This window comes from Streptomyces sp. NPDC027672 (assembly GCF_055566335.1).
The window spans coordinates 1-18809 of record NZ_JBVHSO010000013.1 but is presented as its reverse complement, the minus strand read 5'-3'; the positions used below and the strand labels follow the sequence as shown (position 1 = coordinate 18809).

General features: G+C 72.1%; 14 protein-coding genes. 8 read left to right on the top strand and 6 right to left on the bottom strand.

Features of this window, described 5'->3' with window-relative positions; translation table 11 throughout:
• On the bottom strand, positions 1-978 hold the full coding sequence (locus ACZ4SV_RS27995) for an alpha/beta hydrolase (protein WP_468007381.1): 978 nt from the start codon (positions 976-978) through the stop codon (positions 1-3).
• Positions 979-1274: 296 nt separating this feature from the next.
• Between ACZ4SV_RS27995 and ACZ4SV_RS27990 the strand changes: the two genes are divergently transcribed.
• From ACZ4SV_RS27990 to ACZ4SV_RS27980, 3 genes are all read left to right on the top strand, one after another.
• Positions 1275-2255: an AraC-like ligand-binding domain-containing protein gene (locus tag ACZ4SV_RS27990; protein ID WP_468007379.1), complete on the top strand. Its 981-nt coding sequence runs from the start codon at positions 1275-1277 to the stop codon at positions 2253-2255.
• 229 nt (positions 2256-2484) lie between these two features.
• Positions 2485-2901, top strand: a complete 417-nt coding sequence (locus ACZ4SV_RS27985) for a glycosyl hydrolase (protein WP_468007377.1) — start codon at positions 2485-2487, stop codon at positions 2899-2901.
• A 287-nt stretch (positions 2902-3188) separates the two neighbouring features.
• Positions 3189-3611, top strand: a complete 423-nt coding sequence (locus tag ACZ4SV_RS27980; protein ID WP_365883879.1) for a DUF6003 family protein — start codon at positions 3189-3191, stop codon at positions 3609-3611.
• A gap of 360 nt (positions 3612-3971) precedes the next feature.
• On the opposite strand, the gene ACZ4SV_RS27975 is transcribed toward ACZ4SV_RS27980, so the two are convergent.
• Both ACZ4SV_RS27975 and ACZ4SV_RS27970 read right to left on the bottom strand, forming a co-directional pair.
• On the bottom strand, positions 3972-5498 hold the full coding sequence (locus tag ACZ4SV_RS27975) for a glycosyl hydrolase family 18 protein (RefSeq protein ID WP_468007376.1): 1527 nt from the start codon (positions 5496-5498) through the stop codon (positions 3972-3974).
• Positions 5499-5770: 272 nt separating this feature from the next.
• Positions 5771-6490, bottom strand: a complete 720-nt coding sequence (locus tag ACZ4SV_RS27970; protein WP_468007374.1) for a lytic polysaccharide monooxygenase — start codon at positions 6488-6490, stop codon at positions 5771-5773.
• A gap of 581 nt (positions 6491-7071) precedes the next feature.
• On the opposite strand from ACZ4SV_RS27970, the gene ACZ4SV_RS27965 reads away from it, so the two are divergent.
• Complete coding sequence (locus ACZ4SV_RS27965) at positions 7072-7527, top strand: DoxX family protein (RefSeq protein WP_468007372.1); 456 nt, start codon at positions 7072-7074, stop codon at positions 7525-7527.
• Between the two features lie 158 nt (positions 7528-7685).
• Here the strand turns inward: ACZ4SV_RS27965 and ACZ4SV_RS27960 are convergent, their stop codons facing one another.
• Together ACZ4SV_RS27960 and ACZ4SV_RS27955 are read right to left on the bottom strand one after the other, a co-directional pair.
• Complete coding sequence (locus ACZ4SV_RS27960; RefSeq protein WP_468007370.1) at positions 7686-9233, bottom strand: hypothetical protein; 1548 nt, start codon at positions 9231-9233, stop codon at positions 7686-7688.
• 139 nt (positions 9234-9372) lie between these two features.
• Positions 9373-10959: an oxidoreductase gene (locus ACZ4SV_RS27955; protein WP_468007368.1), complete on the bottom strand. Its 1587-nt coding sequence runs from the start codon at positions 10957-10959 to the stop codon at positions 9373-9375.
• 249 nt (positions 10960-11208) lie between these two features.
• Between ACZ4SV_RS27955 and kdpF the strand changes: the two genes are divergently transcribed.
• From kdpF to ACZ4SV_RS27935, 4 genes are all read left to right on the top strand, one after another.
• The gene (kdpF, locus tag ACZ4SV_RS27950) at positions 11209-11298 is read left to right on the top strand and encodes a K(+)-transporting ATPase subunit F (RefSeq protein ID WP_468007366.1); all 90 of its coding nucleotides are present in this window, start codon (positions 11209-11211) and stop codon (positions 11296-11298) included.
• 32 nt (positions 11299-11330) lie between these two features.
• Positions 11331-12992 carry a potassium-transporting ATPase subunit KdpA gene (kdpA, locus tag ACZ4SV_RS27945; RefSeq protein ID WP_468007668.1) on the top strand — a complete coding sequence of 554 codons (1662 nt, stop codon included), beginning with the start codon at positions 11331-11333 and terminating at the stop codon, positions 12990-12992.
• A gap of 68 nt (positions 12993-13060) precedes the next feature.
• Complete coding sequence (gene kdpB, locus ACZ4SV_RS27940) at positions 13061-15163, top strand: potassium-transporting ATPase subunit KdpB (RefSeq protein WP_468007364.1); 2103 nt, start codon at positions 13061-13063, stop codon at positions 15161-15163.
• A gap of 5 nt (positions 15164-15168) precedes the next feature.
• Positions 15169-15837 (top strand): potassium-transporting ATPase subunit C, encoded by a 669-nt coding sequence (locus ACZ4SV_RS27935; protein WP_468007362.1) that lies wholly within the window; start codon positions 15169-15171, stop codon positions 15835-15837.
• Positions 15838-16033: 196 nt separating this feature from the next.
• Here the strand turns inward: ACZ4SV_RS27935 and ACZ4SV_RS27930 are convergent, their stop codons facing one another.
• Positions 16034-17803 carry a M28 family peptidase gene (locus tag ACZ4SV_RS27930; protein WP_468007360.1) on the bottom strand — a complete coding sequence of 590 codons (1770 nt, stop codon included), beginning with the start codon at positions 17801-17803 and terminating at the stop codon, positions 16034-16036.
• Between the last annotated feature and the right edge of the window lie 1006 nt (positions 17804-18809).

The window sequence follows — 18809 nt, the reverse complement described above, 5'->3', positions numbered from 1 at the left end:
TCACGCGGGCCAGCCGTGCAACGCCTCGTGCAGGGTGTCCAGCACCTGGGTGCGCGCCGCCCGGGCCGCGGGGCTGTCCCGTAACCGCTCGAAGAGGAGGAAGCCGTGCACCGTGCCGTGGTAGCGCATCGACACCACCGGCACCCGCACCCGCCGCAGCCGCGCCGCGTACCGCTCGCCTTCGTCGCGCACCACGTCGGCCTCCGCCGTGATCACCAACGTGGGTGGCAGACGGGCGAGTTCACCGTCCGTCGCGTGCGCGGGCGACGCGGTGCTCGCGAGCCGGTCGGCGTCCTCGGAGACGTACTGCCGCCAGAACTGCTCCATGGCCTCCCGGCCGAGGAAATAGCCCTCGCCGAACCGCCGGTAGGACGCCGTGTCCATGCGCGCGTCCGTCACCGGGCAGACCAGCACCTGATGCGCGAGCCGCGGCGCGCGGTGCCGGCCGGCCAGCAAGGCCAGCGCCGCCGCGAGGTTCGCCCCCGCCGACACCCCGGCCACCGCCAGCCGCTCGCCGTCCAGCCCGTGTTCGCGGCCGTGCGCGGCCAGCCACCGCGCCACGGCGTACACCTGCTCCAGGGCGACCGGATACCGGGCCTCGGGTGCCCGGTCGTACTCCGGTACGACGACGGCGGCGTCCGCGCCGAGCGCCAGGTCGGCGACCAGTCCGTCGTGCGCGCTCGCGTCGGTGAGCATCCAGCCCAGTCCGTGCAGGAACAGCACCACCGGCAGCGGTCCGCCGGCGCCCGAGGGCCGCAGCACCCGGACCCGGACCCGGTCGCCGCGGGGCCCCGGCACGGCCAGCCACTCCTCGTCCACGTCCGCCGCTCCGCCGTCCCGTCCGACCAGCGGCGCCACCGCGGCGCGCGCCGGCCGCGGATCGGCACCCCGGGGCACCACGGGGCACCGGTGCAGCCGCACGAAGTCCCGCGCCTGCTGCTCCAGCACAGGGGAGTCCCAGGGTCGACCGGCATCCACGCGCGCACTCCTGACTGGCCGCCATCCGGGGCGTGCCGGATGCGGCGAACTGGTCGGCACGGCACGCGCCCCGACGGCTGCCGCACCGACCCTAACCCGCCCCCGTCCCGGCGAACACGCCGCCCGCGCACCGTGACGTGCCCGTCCGCGCACACCCCGGTGCGCCCGTCTCGGCGCAGGTCACACGCGTTCGCTCCAGGACAGGTCATATGACCTACCCCCTCCCCGGTACCCCCCGTCAGGCTGAGGACACCAGGTGTCCGTCCCGCCGGGCCGGACGACAGGAAGGGGCCGTCGTGCAGGACGAGGTCAGCACAGCGTCGATGCCGAGGGCGGAGGGGGCCCGGGAGTGGGAGCGCGCGGTCCGGCGGCGGCTGGCCCCCCTGGACGTCACGTTCCCCTCGGGGGCCGCGGACTTCCAGGGCACGCTCGGCTCGGGTGACGCGGGCTTCCTGCGGCTGCTGTCGATGCGCGCGGCCCCGCTGCGGCTGAGCCGCACCGCCCGGCCCGCGCCGGGCGCCGAGGACGGCCACCTGGTCCTGCTCGTGCAGGAGGAGGGCACCGGCGCCCTCCGGCAGGACGGCCGCGAAGCCGTCGTACGGACCGGCCAGCTGGCCCTGCTGGACCTGCGCCGGCCCTTCGCGCTGGACCAGCACACGCCGTTCCACCTGTACGCCCTGCGGATGCCCGAGCGCTCCCTCGGGCCGTCCGCGCCGCACGTCCCGCACCTCACCGGCCGCGCCCTGCCCGCGGCCGAGGGCGTGGCGGCGCTGCTGCGTCCGCTCGCCGCCGAGGTCGCGTCCGGCTCCGGGGTCTTCGCCGACCACGTCAAGGAGCGGCTCGCCGGCCACCTCGCGGACCTCGTCGCCACACTCGTCGACGAGCAGGCACGCGGACCGCACGACAGCGCGCCGGACACGCCGCGCGCCCTGCTGCTCACCGCGATCCGCGCCCACATCGACGCGCACCTGCGCGACCCCGCCCTGTCACCCGCGCACATCGCCGAGGCCCACGGCATCTCCCTGCGCTACCTCCACGTGCTGTTCGAGGACGAGGACACCACGGTGCACCGGCTCGTCCAGCAGCGGCGGATCGAGGAGTGCGCCCGCGAACTGCTGCGCCGCGCCCGGGTCAGCCGCACGATCTCCGCGGTGGCCCGCGGCTGGGGCTTCCAGAACGCCGCGCACTTCAGCCGGGTCTTCAAGTCCGTCTACGGATGCTCACCCAGCGAGTGGCGGGACGCGGGACCGGGAAACGGCGCTCCCCACCCGGCGTGAGCCGGAGGGTCCTGTGCGCAAAGAGTTATCGATACGACACACAGTGTCATCGGTATGTCGTTCCGGATCCGCGGACGACCCAAGAGGATGGTCCCAGCGCACCCCCCCGGCCCGGCGGCCCGGGACGAAGGAGACTGTCTCCCTCCGCCGAGCGGAGCCGGGGACCGCGCGACCGAACTGGCGATCCCGGCCTCCCATGAAGGCCTTGGCCGTAAAAGGGGAACGAACCATGCGTACGAACAAGAAGACGGCGGCCGCTGTTTCGGCCGTGGCGTTGCTGTCCGGTCTGCTCACCTTGACCGGCGCCCCGGCGGCCAGCGCCGCCGACGGCTGCAACAACGACAACGGCAAAACCGTGCGGACCGCGTTCGGGGGCAAGGGCCAGGGCATCGAACTCCGGGCGAACGGCTCGGGCGACAGCACCTGCGCCTGGGGCCGCATCGTCGGCGGCGCGCCGGGCATGCACGTCTGGGTGGACCGCAGCAGCGACGGCGGCCGGACCTGGGAACCGCAGCTCGGCTGGCGGGAGATCAGCTCCGGGGGCAGCGTCTGGACCGAGGCGTGGCGGGACAGCAACGGCAAACTGATGCGTGCCTGCGGCGACTCGGGCTACAACACGGCGATCACCTGTACCAGCTGGTACTAGGCACGGCCCGCACACCACGCAGGCCCGGGCCTGACGGCGCGGCGCCGGCCGTGCGCGGCCCGGGCCTGCCGCTGTCCGCCGAGGTCACCCCGGCCGCCCCGGACGGCGGACGCCCGTCCGGGGCGGTGCGGTGCGGAGGTGTGCCGGTCAGCGGATACGACGAGTCCGTCGCCGGACCGGGCGTGTCACCCGTCGGGCCGAAAGTCTCCGCGTCGGGACGACCATGCACGCCGAACGCGGGTATAGGGGCGCCATACCGACAAGTCCCCCCACAGGAGGAACAGACGATGACCGACGACGCCTATCTCGTGCTCGTGCCCGGTGCGGGAGCCACGCTCGGCGTGCCGCTCTCGGCCGTCGGCGCCCTGGCGTGTCTGGAGACACCCGCGGTACAGGGCTGGCTCCAGGCCCAGGGGGTCACCGCGGGCTCTCCCGACCTGCGGATCGTGCCGCCCGAGGAGACGGCGGCCATCCCCGGGGACGTCGAACGGCTGCCCGTGCCGCTCGGCGAGGAGGAGCTGAGCCGGCTGCGCCACCACATCGTGCCGCCGGACCTGGCGCGGGTGGAGGACGAACTGCTGGCCTACCGTTCCTGCACCGACGGCCGCGACGCCCTGCTCACCCGTGCCCTGGCGGCCGGTGTGCCGGCGCACCGCGTCGCGGAACTGACCGGCGAGGACGTGGCCACCATCAAGGCGATCGCCCACTGAGCATCGCGCCCGCGAGCTGTGGCAGGGGGCTCCGGCGGCACCGCCTCGGCCCGCGGCGGCGTGGAACACCGGGCGGGAACGCCGTGGACCGGGGGCGGCAGCGGGCCGCCGCGGCCTCGGCCGGACCGTCGCGGCCGGCGCCGCAGCCGGTGTGCCCAGACATGCGGCCGGGGCCCGTCGAAGGGGCCCCGGCCGGACTGTCCGCGCCGGCCAGGGCCGGTCGCTCGGGTGATGCGGGTCAGGACCCGCTCACGAGGGTCGAGAGCGCCTCACGGGCGGTCCCGGCGGAGCGGGCTCGCTCCGCACGCGCCGGCCGGGACCGCCCGCCGTGTCACCGCGTTTGGGCGGTGACGGGGTGGTTCAGCAGGCGCCGAGGTCCTGCCAGACGCCCCACTCGCCGGTGCTGCCGGGCTCCTCGCCCGTCGTCCACCACTTGGCCTTCCAGTTGTGACCCTTGTACGAGACCTGCTGGCCGCCGGTGTAGACCTTGTCCTTGGCCCACGGGGTGGCCGTGCACTGGCTGCCGGAGCCGCCGGTGACGGTCAGGGAGTAGGACGCCGAGTGGCTGCCCGAGGTGCCCGCGCCGGTCACGGTGACCGTGTAGGTGCCCGAGGCCGCGGCCGAGGTGGTGGCCAGGGTGAGGGTGGAGGAGCCGCCCGCGGTGACCGACGCCGGGCTGAGGGAGGCGGTGACGCCCGCCGGGGCCCCGCTGACGCTCAGCTTCACGGTCTGGGCGTCGCCCTTCGTCACGGCCGTCTTCACGGTCGCCGTGGCGGACTGGCCGGCCGTCACCGAGCCGGAGGCCGGGGTGAGCGCGACGGAGAAGTCGTTGGACGGGGCGGGGGTGCCGCCACCGGTGAACGGGGCGAAGACGCGCGTGAAGTCCCACGTGTTCTGCTCGATGCCCGAGCAGTTGTCGGCGGCCGCGCCGCCCGGGCAGCCGCCGTTGTCCCGCTGCAGCGCCCAGAAGGACAGCGTGTTGATGCCCTTGGAGACCGCCCAGTCGTACACGGTCCGGGCGTTGGCCAGGGTGAAGGTCTCCGCCTTGCCGAAGTCGTCGACGCCCGGCATCTCGGTGACGCCGACCATGTTCCACAGTTGGGCGGAGGTCTTGGCCGGGTACAGCTTGGCGAGCAGGTCGTACAGGCCCTGGGCGGCGGTCTGGGTGTCCTTCGCCATGTCGTGGGACTGGTTGTCGTAGTAGTCGAACGTCATGAGGTTCACGACGTCGACGCGGGTGCCGTTGCTCACCGCGTTGCGCAGCAGCGCCTCGCCGTTGGCCGCGAGGCCGTGCGTGGTGGTCGGCAGGGTGTAGGAGATCTCCACCTTGCGTCCGTTGGCCGCCGCCCAGTCCTGGACCAGCTTGATGGCCTTGTTGCGGCGGTCGATGGCCGCGGAGTTGTCGAGCGAGTCGACCTCGATGTCCATGTCGAGCCGCGAGATGTCGTAGGTGGTGATCACCTTCTCGTACGCGGCGGCGATCTGCTGGACGTCGGTGCAGCTGTCGGCGATCTCGGTGCCGGTGGTGTCGGCCGTGTACCCCCCGAAGGAGGGAATGACGTCACCGCCGGCCGCCTGGATCGTCTTGATGTCGGCGCCGAAGGTCGAGGCGGCCACCGGCATGCCCGTGTCGCCGTTCCAGTACGGCGTGCAGGAGCCCTTGGTGGCGGTCTGCAGGAACGCCATCGTGAGGTGCTTGGCGCCCGACTGGGCGGACAGGGCGGCGGGGCTCTCGCCGGTCCAGGCCTCGAAGTAGGGGGCGAAGACGTGTTCCGGCAGCAGGGTCGCGGCCTGGGCGGCGCCGGTTCCCGTGAGGGCGAGGCCCACCGCTGCCGCCGTGGTGGCGGCAGCGGTGAGGGCCGCGCGGAAGGAACGCACGAGTCTCATGTCAGTCCCGGTGTGTGGAGGAGATGCCAACGTGCTGGGGCGGGGAGGATGGTGCCGACTACTGGAATAACGCCCGCCACAGGGGTGGGTCAATGGTCTGGACCAAAAAGGGACTAGACCAATTCGCCGACCCGGGGCGCCCTGTCCCTGTCCAGGACACCCGGCGGTGGACTGGACCACGCGCGAACGCCCGACCGGCGCGCTCGCGGCCGTGGGACGGGCGGGCGCGCGCCCCCGAGGGGAGCGCGCGCCGCACGGGCCGGGGTCACGGTTCAGCAGGCGCCGAGGTCTTCCCAGACGCCCCACTGGCCGGTGGTGCCGGGCTTGTCGCCCGAGACCCACCACTTGGCACGCCAGTTGTGGCCGCCGTAGGAGACGGTCTCGCCGCCGTTGTAGACGTGTGCGGCGTCCCAGGCCGGCGCGGTGCAGGTGCCCCCGCCGCCGCCACCGGTGCCGCCGCCACCACCGCCACCGGTGCCGCCGATGTTGACGTCGACGCAGGAGTAGAAGGCGTTGCCGGTGTCCGCGATGTTCCAGACGGCGAGCACCTTCTGCCGGCCGGTGAAGCCGCCGAAGTTCACCTGCTGGCTGACGTCCGCGGCCGGCTGCTGGTTGTGGCCGTCGAACTCGGCGATCTTCTGGCCGCCGATGAAGTACTGCCAGTTGGTGGTGGAGTGCCGGGCGGTGTTGTGCCACGTGAACGTCGCCGACGTGCCGACCGGCGTGGCCTTCCAGCCCTTGCTGTCGTTGTCGAGCTCGGCGTACTCCGCGTGTCCGCCACTGCAGCTCTGCAGGCCCTTCGGCCCCTCGACGCTCTGCGGTTCGTACTTGATCTGGCCGCAGTCGACGGTGCCCTCGGCGCACTGCTGCTGCCGGCTCGTGGGTGCCGTCACCCAGCCGTGGGCGCTGGCCGTGCTCGCCGGGAGGCTGATGGCGAGGACCGGGGCGATCAGCGCGCCGATCGTGAGAGCCGCTCGTCTTTTCGTGTTCATGCCGTGCCACTTCCTTCGGTGTGTGCCAAAGCCGTCGCCTGTGGAGCCCGCCTTGCCGGGGGTGCGCGAGGCGCGGGGCCGGTATGCGGTCCGCGCGTCCCGCCGGGCCGGGCGGGGCACGCGCCCACGTCGACGACCCGGTGCGTGTCGTACGCGCCGGGTCATCGCGCGACCGACGCCACGGGCAGAGGGCGGAGGCGGCTCAGGTCTGGACCTGACGCCTACTAGGTCTAGACCATAGCCGCAGACCGGATGCGGTCAAGAGCCTCGGCAAGGGGAACTGCCCACCCGGAAGGCGCACTTCACGATCAGGCGCCGCGCGGCCAACTCTTCCGGGTATTGGTCTAGACAAGCCTGGCCGGAATGGTTCACAGTGCGTCTGCACATGCGTGACACCGGACGACACCGGAGGGGCCGCCACACCGCGCGGCACCCGCGAACGCGGCGTCGTCGGACGCGCCCGCCGCACCACCCGCCGGAGCACCCCCCGCATCCCGCACCGACGCCGTCCGGACCGGCGTACCGCCCCCCACCGCGACGCAGCGCCCCCGAGGCCGCTGCGTGAGAGAGGAGCACCTCCCATGGAAGCGCTGGAAAGAAGCAAGGAACACGTGCTCGGCCTGTTCCGGATCGTCGTGGGACTGCTGTTCGCCTGTCACGGAGCCGCCACCCTGTTCGGCGTCCTGGGCGGTCCGCACGGCGCCGAGCCGAAGTTCGCCGAGTGGCCCGGCTGGTGGGCCGCGGTCATCCAACTCGTCGGCGGGATACTGGTCATGTGCGGCCTGGGCACTCGCGTCGCGGCCGTGCTGTGCTCGGGTTCCATGGCGTACGCCTACTTCGACGTGCACCAGGCCCACGCGGTCATGCCCATCGAGAACGGCGGCGAACCGGCGGCCATGTTCTGCTGGGCCTTCCTCCTCATCGCCGCCCTGGGACCGGGCCGTTGGGCACTGGAGTCCCTGTTCCCGTCCCGGCGGCGGTCCGCCACCGGGCCGGCCGGGGCGCCGTGGTCCCGGAACACGCCGACATCCGTGTGAGCGGGCGGCCAGGCCGGGACGGGCGCCGAAAAGAGGGGGGCGCCCGCAGGACGCCCCCCTCATGCCGCGGCCCCGTCCCGGCAACGCCGTAGACGGCGACGGCTGTCGTTCGTGGATCGCCGGCCGCTGCCTACTGGTTACCGCTTACCGCTTACCACTTACCGCACGTCGACGTAGTCGCCCGACGAGCTGACCTCCGGGCTGATCAGGTTGCCCGGGTAGGTGAGACGGTAGTAACCGCCGTAGGTGGCGGTGGTCGTGGCCTTCAGGTGGCCGGCTTCGATCCGACCGCTGTACTTCAGCGTGGTGTAGGAACTCGCCGTCTTCTTGCGGTACTCCAGTTTCGACAGGGTGCCGGAGGAGAAGGCGTGGTACTTGCCGTCGTTCCAGCTCACGCGGCTGATCAGGCCGGTGACCGTAATGGTCTTGCCCTTCTTGACCGGCTCGGGAGCGGCGTCGGCCGTGAGCTTGACGGAGCGCTGGAGGCGGAAGTCCTTGGCGCTGTCCCGCGTCGCGAGCCCGATCCTGCCCGGGTCCTGCGCGCCGCCGCTGTCCTGGCCGTTGAAGGCGATGGCGTAGATCCCGGTCCGCCAGCCGCCGGCCAGCTCGTCGCGCAGTTCGGCCGGGTCGACCGTCACCGTGGCCGTGCACGTCGCGAGGGTCGCGGGGGAGGCGGGGGAGTCCGCGCAGACCGGCTTGGCCTCGGCCAGGAGAGCGGTCGCCTCGTCGAGCGAGTTGCCGCGGTACAGCTCGACACCGACGACGAAGTCGGAGGCGTGGATGTCGACGTCCGCGCCGTGCTCCAGCGTGAACGTGACGGCCGCCTTCTTCGCGGTGCCGGTGCCGACGACGATGTTCTTCCCGCCGTTGACCTTGGTGTCGCGGAAGGTGACGTCCAGGGGGTACGGAGTGCCCTGGGCGGTGCCGGTCGGGGCGGCCGCCGTCGTGCCCTGTACGTCGACGTAATCGCCCGCGCCGCTGCCCGGGGCGCTGGTCGAGGCACCCATGAAGTGGAAACGGTAGTAACCGTCGAGCGAGGCGAGGGCGGTGGCCCTCAGCCTGCCGTCGGCGTCCGCCCTGACGGACCGGAGCGCGGAGTAGGTGCCGGCGCCCTTCCTGCGGAACTGGAACATCACGTCCGGCGAGTGGTACGCGGTGTACGTCAGCGTCTCCCAGTCCGCGCGGGTGAGGGTGCCCGTGACGGTGAGGGTCTTGTTCTTCTTCACCGGCTCCGGAGCGGCGTCGGCGGCGGTGAGCTTCGTGGCGCGCTGGAAGGAGAAGGAGCCGGCACTGTCCTTGTCCTGGTAGTGGCCGTCCTGGGCGGTCACCCGCGCGTCCACGTACCAGGTGCCGGCGTTGGCGTTGGTGAGGTGGTCCGTTCTCGGATCGACCGTCACGGAGGCGGTGCAGGTGGAGGTGGTGGCGTCGACCTGGGCGCAGGTGGGCGTCCCGGTCGTGAGGTGCCCGTCGCCGGGGCCGTGCAGAGTGAACGCGTCGGCGCTTGTGATGCCCGAATCGTCCGTGGCGGTCACGCTGACGTCGAAGGTGACGGCGGAGGTGCCGATGGCCACCCTGTTGTCGCCGTCCACGACCACCTTGGTGATCCGGGTGTCACCCTCGCCGCCGGTGGCCTGCGCGGCCGGCACGGCGAGAGCGGACAGGGCCAGAGCGCCGCCTACGACGGCGCTGGAGGCACGGATGTGCATGTGTTGTCCCCACGTGTGGATCTGGGGAGTCGAACGACTCCGCAGAGGTGACCCGAGGAGGAAACGAAAGGTTGTACGCACAGTGAACTTCTGCGGGACGATTCCTTGACGATTCACCCGGCCGGGGCGGGACGGTCCGTCACTGACGGCTGACGGCCCGCGAGATCCCGGCGGTGACGGTCGTGGCGAGGATCCAGCCGGCGGCGGTCAGCCCGTAGGCGAGCCACTGCCCGGTGCCGCGCGGTGCGAAAGCCGCCTCCTGCCCGAAGGTGATGATGGGGACCAGCAGGTCGAGCGTGTAGAAGACCGCGTTGAACGGCGGTGCCTTGCCGGCCTCGAGCGGCGCGGGAGGATGGACGCCGAAGAAGACCGCACCGCAGACGAGCAGGGCCAGGAGCCACAGGCCGGCGCGCAGGGGCCGGTAGCCGTAGCCGACGGTCACGTCCTGGACGTGACCCCAGGCACCGCTGTGCGGGGGGAGCGTGGCGCGCCGGTGACGCTGTTTGGCCAGCAGCACGGTGCGTGCCTCGTCCTCGTGCCCGAGCCGGCGGTAGGCGGCGGCGAGCTGCTCGTACGGCTGCGGGAGGTAACCGTCGGTGCCGCGCCGGAGCCAGTCGAGCCGCTCGGCGGCCGTCAGGGGGTGCGCGAGCGCGTCGTAGGTGGCCTCGGTCAGCCGGAGGCGGGCCGGCCAGGTGTCCGGGGTGTCGTACAGGGTGCCCAGCCGGGCATTGCGCGCGTCGACGGTGCCGTCGACCGGTCGCCGGGTCCGCAGGTCGGTCTCCCGCGCCTGGACGAGCCGCAGTGACAACGCGGTGCCGCCGGGACGCGCGAGCGTGGCGTCGCGGAAGCTGAGCTGCGTACCGATGCGACTGCCGTCGAGCTGGACGCCGCCCACGACGGTGAGGCCCTGGCCGAGGTCGACATTGCGGGTGACGCTGACGTCGACGGCCTCCAGCGCGACATCGCCGGCGTTGTCCAGCAGGGCGCCGCAGAAACCGATCGCGGCCGAGACCGTGGCACCGGACAGGATGATCCGCCCCTCGGCCCTGAAGCCCGGGTGGAAGGTGAAGTCCTCGGTGATCCGGACGTGATAGGCGTCCAGCGCGTGCCCGCCGGGGTTGCTCAGGGAGGCGCCCTCCAGGTCGAACTCCCCGTCGATGACGCCACCCGAGATGCGGAAGCCTCCCTGGACGGCGAGGTGGCTGCACAGCGCGTCACCGCTGACGGCCACATGGACCGCGGATATCGCCTCGGCTTTGCGTGCCGTGACCACCGCCTCGCGGAGGTCAAGATCGCCGTTGATCTGTGCGCGGTTCAGTACCAGGGCACCGGTCAGGCGGCAGCGGGCCAGCACCAGTCGGCCGTCGATCCGCGCCGTGTCCGCGACCAGACCCGGCAGACGGCTGCCGGGCAGGGCCAACTCGCGCATCCTGGCGCCCTGGAGGAGCGGCACTTCGTCGAAGCGGCAGTCCGCCAGGACGACCGGCACGGTGATCTCGGCGAAGCTCAGATCCAGGCGGCCCGTGATGCGGGCGCCGGAAAGACGCAGTGCCGGGCGGTCGCCGGGAGCGGTCCCGGGCCCGGTGCCCAGCAGCAGCGCCGCGATGACGTCGGCCCGTACGGCGGATTCCGTCGCCGGCGTGCCGGCGGGGACCTCGACGGCCGCGCCCCGCGCGAAGGAGTTCCACAGCTCACGTTCCACGGTGCCGAGTTCATCGAGACGCATGATCAGTGATCTTTCCGGTGCGGGCCTCCCGGGACAAGAGCAGCCGTAAGGAATCCGTCAACGTCGTGCGGTCCGCCGTAAGGGAGCCGTCAACGGGCGACCGGATCCGGTCACGGCGGAGGTTTCCTCTAACCGTCCGTTTCACCGCACCTCACTCCAGGAGTTAGCGATGGCCGATCTGGCCTTCGTCGTCGCCGTGCTCGCGGCTTTCACGCTGGTGGCCCTCGTCGCCAAGGGGGTGACGAAGCTGTGACCGCCGAGAACGTCGTCGGCCTGATCGTGGCCGTCGCCCTGCTGGGCTATCTCGTGCTCTCCCTGATCTTCCCGGAGAGGTTCTGACGGTGACATCAGCCGCTGCCGCAGCGGGCGACCTGGGTCCCGTACCCGCGGGCGTGCTCCAACTGCTCGCCCTCGCGGGCGCCCTGGCACTCGTCCACGTCCCCGTCGGCACGTACCTGGCCCGGGTCTACGCCTCGAAGAGACACCTGCGCGCCGAGAGGTGGATCTACCGGGGCATCGGTGCCGACCCCGACGCCGGGATGACCTGGTCCGCCTATCTACGGGGCATCCTCGCCTTCTCGGCGGCCGGGGTGCTCTTCCTCTACCTGCTCCAGCGGCTTCAGGGCGTCCTGCCCGGCTCGCTGGGCTTCTCCCCGGTGTCCCCGGCACAGTCGTTCAACACCGCCGTGTCCTTCGTGACCAACACCAACTGGCAGTCGTACTACGGCGAGCAGACCATGGGCCATGTCGTGCAGACCGCCGGTCTGGCCGTGCAGAACTTCGTCTCCGCCGCCGTGGGCATGGCCGTCGCCGTCGCGCTGGTGCGCGGCTTCACCCGCTCCCGCACCGGTGAGCTGGGCAACTTCTGGACCGATCTGGTGCGCGGCACCCTGCGCGTCCTGGTGCCGTTCGCCGCGGTCGCGGCGGTGGTCCTGGTGGCCTGCGGCGTGCTCCAGAACTTCGCCGGCATCCACGAGGTCGGGCAGTTCACGGGCGGCCCCCGGCAATGGAACGGGGGCGCGGTCGCCTCCCAGGAGGCCATCAAGGAACTCGGCACCAACGGCGGCGGCTATTTCAACGCCAACTCCGCCCACCCGTTCGAGAATCCCACCGCCTTCACCAACCTGTTCGAGGTCTTCCTGATCCTGGTGATCCCGTTCTCGCTGACCCGCACCTTCGGGGTGATGGCCGGCTCGGTCAGGCAGGGCTACGCGATCCTCGCCACGATGGCCGCCATCTGGCTGGCGTTCACCGCCCTGATGATGTGGACGGAGTTCGCCCACCACGGTCCGGCACCGCAGGCGGCCGGCGGAGCCATGGAAGGCAAGGAGGTCCGCTTCGGGATCGGCGGCTCCGCGATCTTCGCGGTGTCCACCACGCTCACCTCGACGGGCGCGGTCGACTCCTTCCATTCCTCCTTCACCGGTCTCGGCGGCGGTCTCGCACTGCTCGGCATGATGCTCGGCGAGATCGCGCCCGGCGGCACCGGTTCCGGCCTCTACGGCATGCTGGTCATGGCGGTCATCGCCGTGTTCCTCGCCGGCCTGATGGTCGGCCGCACCCCGGAGTACCTGGGCAAGAAGATCGGCGCCCGGGAGATGAAGCTGGCCGCCTGCTACCTCCTGGTCACCCCGGCCCTGGTGCTGGTCCTCACCGCCGCCTCCCTGGCGCTGCCGGGCCCGTCGCACTCCATGCTCAACTCCGGTGCGCACGGCTTCTCCGAGGTGCTGTACGCCTTCACGTCGGCGGCGAACAACAACGGCTCGGCCTTCGCCGGTCTGAACGCGAACACCGACTGGTTCAACACCACGACCGGGCTCGCCATGCTGCTCGGCCGCTTCCTGCCCATGGTCTTCGTCCTGGCGCTGGCCGGCTCGCTCGCCGGGCAGACACCGGTACCGGTCACGGCGGGCACCCTGCGCACCGCCACTCCGCTGTTCACCGGCCTGCTGGCCGGCGCGATCCTGATCGTCACCGGTCTGACGTACTTCCCGGCCCTGGCCCTGGGCCCGCTCGCCGAAGGACTGGCCTGATGACCACCCGCACAGAGAACACAGGGATCGCGGCGACCACACCCCACTCAGAGAACACAGAGAACTCCATGGGCACAGCCACACCCACCAGAGCGCCGCACACCGACGTCCCCACCGGGCGAAAGCCCGCCGAAGGACGGGTCGGCGCCGGCCTGTTCGAGCCCGGGCAACTGCTCAAGTCCCTTCCCGACGCCTTTCGCAAGCTGGACCCGCGGGTGATGGTCAGGTCACCCGTGATGTTCGTGGTGTGGACCGGTTCCGTCCTGACCACGGTGTGCTCCGCCCGGAACCCGGGGGACTGGTTCGGCTGGACCATCAGCGCCTGGCTGTGGCTGACCGTGCTCTTCGCCAACCTCGCGGAGGCGGTCGCCGAGGGCCGCGGCAAGGCACAGGCCGACACCCTCCGCCAGGCCAGGACCGGCACGGTGGCCCGCCGGCTCCTCCCGGACGGCTCCGAGGAACGTGTCCCGGGCACCGGCCTGACCCCCGGTGACCTGGTGGTCTGCGAGGCCGGGGACGACATCCCGGGCGACGGGGACGTCGTCGAGGGGGTGGCGTCCGTGGACGAGTCGGCGATCACCGGCGAGTCCGCCCCGGTCATCCGCGAGTCCGGCGGCGACCGTTCGGCGGTCACCGGCGGTACGAGGGTCCTCTCCGACCGCATCGTCGTCAGGATCACGGCGAAGCCCGGCGAGACGTTCATCGACCGGATGATCGCGCTGGTCGAGGGCGCGGCCCGGCAGAAGACCCCCAACGAGATCGCCCTGAACATCCTGCTGGCCTCGCTGACGGTCGTCTTCCTGCTCGCGGTGGCCACGCTGCCGCCGTTCGCCGCCTACGCGGGCACGCACCTGAGCATGGTCGTGCTGGTCGCCCTGCTGGTCTGCCTGATCCCGACCACGATCGGCGCCCTGCTCTCCGCGATCGGGATCGCGGGCATGGACCGTCTGGTGCAGCGCAACGTGCTCGCCCTGTCCGGCCGCGCGGTGGAGGCCGCCGGTGACGTCTCCACGCTGCTGCTCGACAAGACCGGCACCATCACCCTCGGCAACCGCCGGGCCGCCGGGTTCCTGCCGGTGAGCGGCACCACCGAGACCGAGCTGGCGGACGCCGCCCAGTTGTCCTCCCTCGCGGACGAGACGCCCGAGGGCCGCTCCGTGGTCGTCCTCGCCAAGGAGAAGTACGGGCTGCGCGAACGTCACCAGGGCGAGCCGGCGCACGCCGAATGGATCGCCTTCACCGCCCAGACCCGGATGTCCGGTGTCGACGTCGACGGGCGCGAGATCCGCAAGGGCGCCACCGCCTCGGTCATCGCCTGGGTCCGGGAGCGGGGCGGTACGGCCGGCCGCGAGGCCGAGGCCATCGCCGGCCGCATCTCCCAGGCCGGCGGCACCCCGCTGCTGGTCGCCGTGCGGGACGGCCGGGGCGCGCGCGTCCTGGGCGTCATCCATCTGAAGGACGTCGTCAAGGAGGGCATGCGCGAGCGGTTCGGGGAACTGCGCCGCATGGGCATCAAGACCGTCATGATCACGGGTGACAACCCGCTGACCGCCAAGGCGATCGCCGCGGAGGCGGGCGTCGACGACTTCCTCGCCGAGGCCACGCCCGAGGACAAGCTGGCCCTCATCAGGCGGGAGCAGGCGGGCGGCAGACTGGTCGCGATGACCGGCGACGGCACCAACGACGCGCCGGCCCTCGCGCAGGCCGACGTCGGCGTGGCGATGAACACCGGTACGTCGGCCGCCAAGGAGGCCGGCAACATGGTCGACCTCGACTCGGACCCGACCAAGCTGATCGAGATCGTGGAGATCGGCAAGCAGTTGCTGATCACACGGGGCGCGCTGACGACGTTCTCCCTCGCCAACGACGTGGCGAAGTACTTCGCGATCATCCCGGCGCTGTTCGCGGCGGTCCACCCGGGCCTGGACAAGCTGAACATCATGCGCCTGTCCTCGCCGGACTCGGCGATCCTGTCGGCCGTCGTCTTCAACGCGCTGGTCATCATCGCGCTGGTGCCGCTGTCGCTGAAGGGTGTGCGGTACCGGCCGACGAGTGCGCACCGGATGCTCCGCCGCAACCTCGGGCTCTACGGCCTCGGCGGCCTGATCGCGCCGTTCGCCGGCATCAAGCTCATCGACCTGCTCCTCTCCTGCGTCCCCGGGATCGGCTGACCGTCATGAACCACTCCGTCACCCACACGGCCCGGCTGCTCGTGGCGGGCCTCAGGGCCCTCCTCGTACTGACCCTCGTGACCGGCGTCCTCTACCCCCTCGTCGTCACCGGCGTCGCCCAGGGGCTCTTCCCCGGCCGGGCGAACGGCTCCGAGGTCACGGCGGACGGCAAGGTCGTCGGCTCCTCCGTGATCGGCCAGTCCTACGGCCTGCCGCCGAAGAAGGGCCGGAAGACCCCGGCCGCGGACCCGAGGTGGTTCCAGGGCCGCCCGGCGAACGGACTCGGCGTCAACAACGTCAACACGCAGTACCACCTGCTCCTGTCCGGCGCCACCAACCTGGCCGCCGACAGCGGGGAGCTGGTCCGGCGGATCGAGGACGCCAAGGCCGCGGTGGTCAGGGACAACTCGGTGCCCGGCTACACCGTCCGGCCCTCCGACGTACCCGCGGACGCGGTGACCTCCTCGGGCTCCGGACTGGACCCCGACATCTCCCCGGCCTACGCCCGGCTCCAGACGCACCGGGTCGCCGCGCGGAACGGCCTGCCGCTCGCCCGGGTGGAGAAGCTGGTCGCGGACCACACCGAAGGCCGCACGCTGGGCTTCCTGGGCGAGCCCCGGGTGAACGTCCTGGCGCTCAACATCGCGCTGAAGGAGCTCGCGGCGAAGCGCTGACGGACCGGCCCGGCGTGCACGCAGGTCGCCGCGGGCCGGGGAGCCGGTGATCGGGGCGGGAGGGGCGCGTGGGGCGTGCCTGCCTGGCCGGATGCCTGTCCGGCCTGGGTGGCGGGCCCATCTCGTGGGGAGCGGGGCGGTCTCGTGGAGGGGAGCCGGGCCGGGGTGGCCCGGCTCCCGCGTCGTACGGGTGCGGTCAGCCGGTCGTCAGGGTGGCGTCGTCGAGGACGAAGCTGGTCTGGAGGCCGGAGTCCTCGGTGGCGGTGAACGTGAGCGCGATCTGCCGGCCGGCGTACTGGCTCAGGTCCAGGGTGCGTTCGGTGTACCCGGTGGCCGCGTCGGCGTTGGAGTAGGTCTGCTTCACCGTTCCGTCGACCTTGACCTGGAAGGTGTCGTACACCGTCGTGCCCGACTCGGCGGTGTCGATGTGCAGCCAGTACCTCAGGGTCGCCTTCGTGCAGCCCGCCGGGACGGTCACCGTCTGGGCGACGCTGTCGGTGGCCGCGTAGCCGTACCCCGCGAGCCAGGCGTACCGGGACCCGGAGTGCGCGGACTGGCCGCTGAACGTCCCGATCGCACTCGTGTCACCGGTCCACGGCGTCGTACCGCTCTCGAAGCCGCCGTTGGAGATCGCCTGGGACGGTGTGCAGCCGCCGGCGCCCTTCACGGTCAGCGTGTACGACGTGCTGTGCGTGGCGGTGCCGGTTCCGGTGAGGGTGATCGGGTAGGTGCCCGGCGGTACGGCGGAGCCGACGGAGACCGTCGCCGTGGCGGAGGCGCCGGAGGTCACCGAGGCCGGGCTGAAGGAGACCGTGACGCCCGCCGGGGCGCCGGAGGCGGACAGGTTCACCGTCTGTGCCGAGCCGCTGGTGGTGGCCGTGGACACGGTGGTGGTCAGCGAGGTGCCCGGGTCGGTGCTGCCGGCGGCGGGGCTCGCCGAGACCGAGAAGTCGTTCGCCGGTGCGGCGTCCGAGACCGCCTGCTTCCACAGGGTGTAGGCGACGCCGTCGGCGCTGCGGTTCAGGCCGGTGGCGTTGATGTTGGCGGTGGTGTCGCAGGAGGAGTGGTAGCAGCCGTCGTACGCGGCGCCCGCCGTGCCGCCCCACTTGGCCGCCTGGGCGGAGGTCTTGCGGGCGCTCGCGCCCATGGCGTAACCGGAGGTCGGGATGCCGTAGTTCTCGAAGGAGTAGTCGTCGGAGCGGCCCGCGCCCTCGGTGTTCTCCTCGGGCTGGAGGTTCAGCGAGTCCCAGTACGCCTTCATCGGCGCGGCGGCGGCGGAGGTGATGTGGTTGATGAAGTAGCCGCCGTTGGGCGAGGCGACCATGTCGAAGTTGTAGTACGCCTTGATCGCCGAGCGCTGGGCGGAGGTCAGCGAACGGACGTAGAAGTCCGAGCCGTTCAGGCCCTGCTCCTCGTCCGTCCACCAGCCGAAGCGGACGCGCGCCGCCATCGAGGGATCGGTCTGGGCCAGCTTCAGCGCGACTTCGAGGAGTGTGGCGCTGCCGGAGCCGTTGTCGTTGATGCCGGGTCCGGCGGAGACACTGTCCAGGTGCGAGCCGAACATGTACACCTTGGACGCGTCGCCGCGGGGCCACTCGGCGATCAGGTTGGGCCCGGCGCCGCTGGCGCAGCCGGAGGTGCAGGGCTGTTCGGTGACCGTGTAACCGGCCGCCTGCAGCTTGCCCTTCACATAGGCGACCGAGTCGCGGTAACCCTGCCCGGACGACTTGCGGTTGCCGCCGTTCCGGGTGGCTATGGCGTTCAGCTCGGTGAGGTGCGCCTGCACCTTGGTGACGTCGATGTCGGGTGCGGCGGCGGCCAAGGCGGGCGCGTGGGCCGCGGCGGGGAGGTGGCGCGCGGGGGCCGCCTCGGCGCTCGCGGCCAGCAGGGTCAGGCCGGCGGCGGCCGTGGCCAGCGCCAGGCTCGTCAGGCCCGCCAGGGACAGTCCTCGTGGTCGTAGCACCATGTCTCCTTGTGGGGTGGAGGAAACGACAGGTGTGCGGCGGACTCGGGTGAGCCGCGCCACGGCACCTTCATGAGCATGCGCATGCCAAGCCCTCGTCAAGCATGGGCGCACGGGACCGGCCGGATCAACGGCTCCCGCCCGCCCTCCCGGCAGCCGCCGGCTGGGGTGCCGGACCGGCATGCCGGGGCCCCGAGGAACCGGGCGGGCGGCCACGAGGTTAACGGCCCGGGGCCGCCTCCCACCCTGGCCGAAACCGGCACGTCCGCTCCCGGCCAGACCGGCGGAGTCCACCACGGCCGCGGCCGGGACGACGGCTCCTGACAAGTCCTGCCGCCTGCACGTCTGCTAGCGGCAAGTCGTGCGGCCGGGGCGGCGGTTGCCTGCAAGTCCTACGGCGGCGTGGGGTTGCCCGCAGCTTTCGCGGCGGCGTGGGGTTGCCCACGACTCCCTTGGTCGATGCGGCGGTTGGCAGATCCCCGCGGCCGGGGCGGCGGTTGCCTGCAAGTCCTACGGCGACGCGGGGCTGCCCACAGCTCCCACGGTGGCGCGGGCTGCCCACGACTCCCGTGGCTGGCGCAGCGGTTGCCCGCAAGCCCCGCAGTCGGCGCTGCAACCGCCCGCAAGTCCCGGGGCCCGTGCGGCGGCTGCCCGCCGGGACCGCCATCGGTGCGGCCGCTCCCCACGAGCCCGGGTGCCACCACACCCCGTCGCCGGCAACGCCGGGCATCGGCTCGTCCGCTCCTTGCCGGCCCTGCCCCCGGCCCCCGGCCCTGGCCCTGGCCCCCGGCCCTGGCCCTGGCCCTGGCCCTGGCCCCGGAGTTTGGCGTCGCCCCTGGCTGAAGCGCGCGAGTTCGCAGGATCCTGACGGCGCTTGCACGGGAACCCGATCGGTGAGGACAGGCCCGAGGTGCCTAGGTTCTGTCTCTTTGGTCAGCGTTGGGTCCAGATGAGGATGCCGGCGAGGTGGAGTGCTGCCTGGTAGGCGATGGCGAGCTTGTCGGTTCGT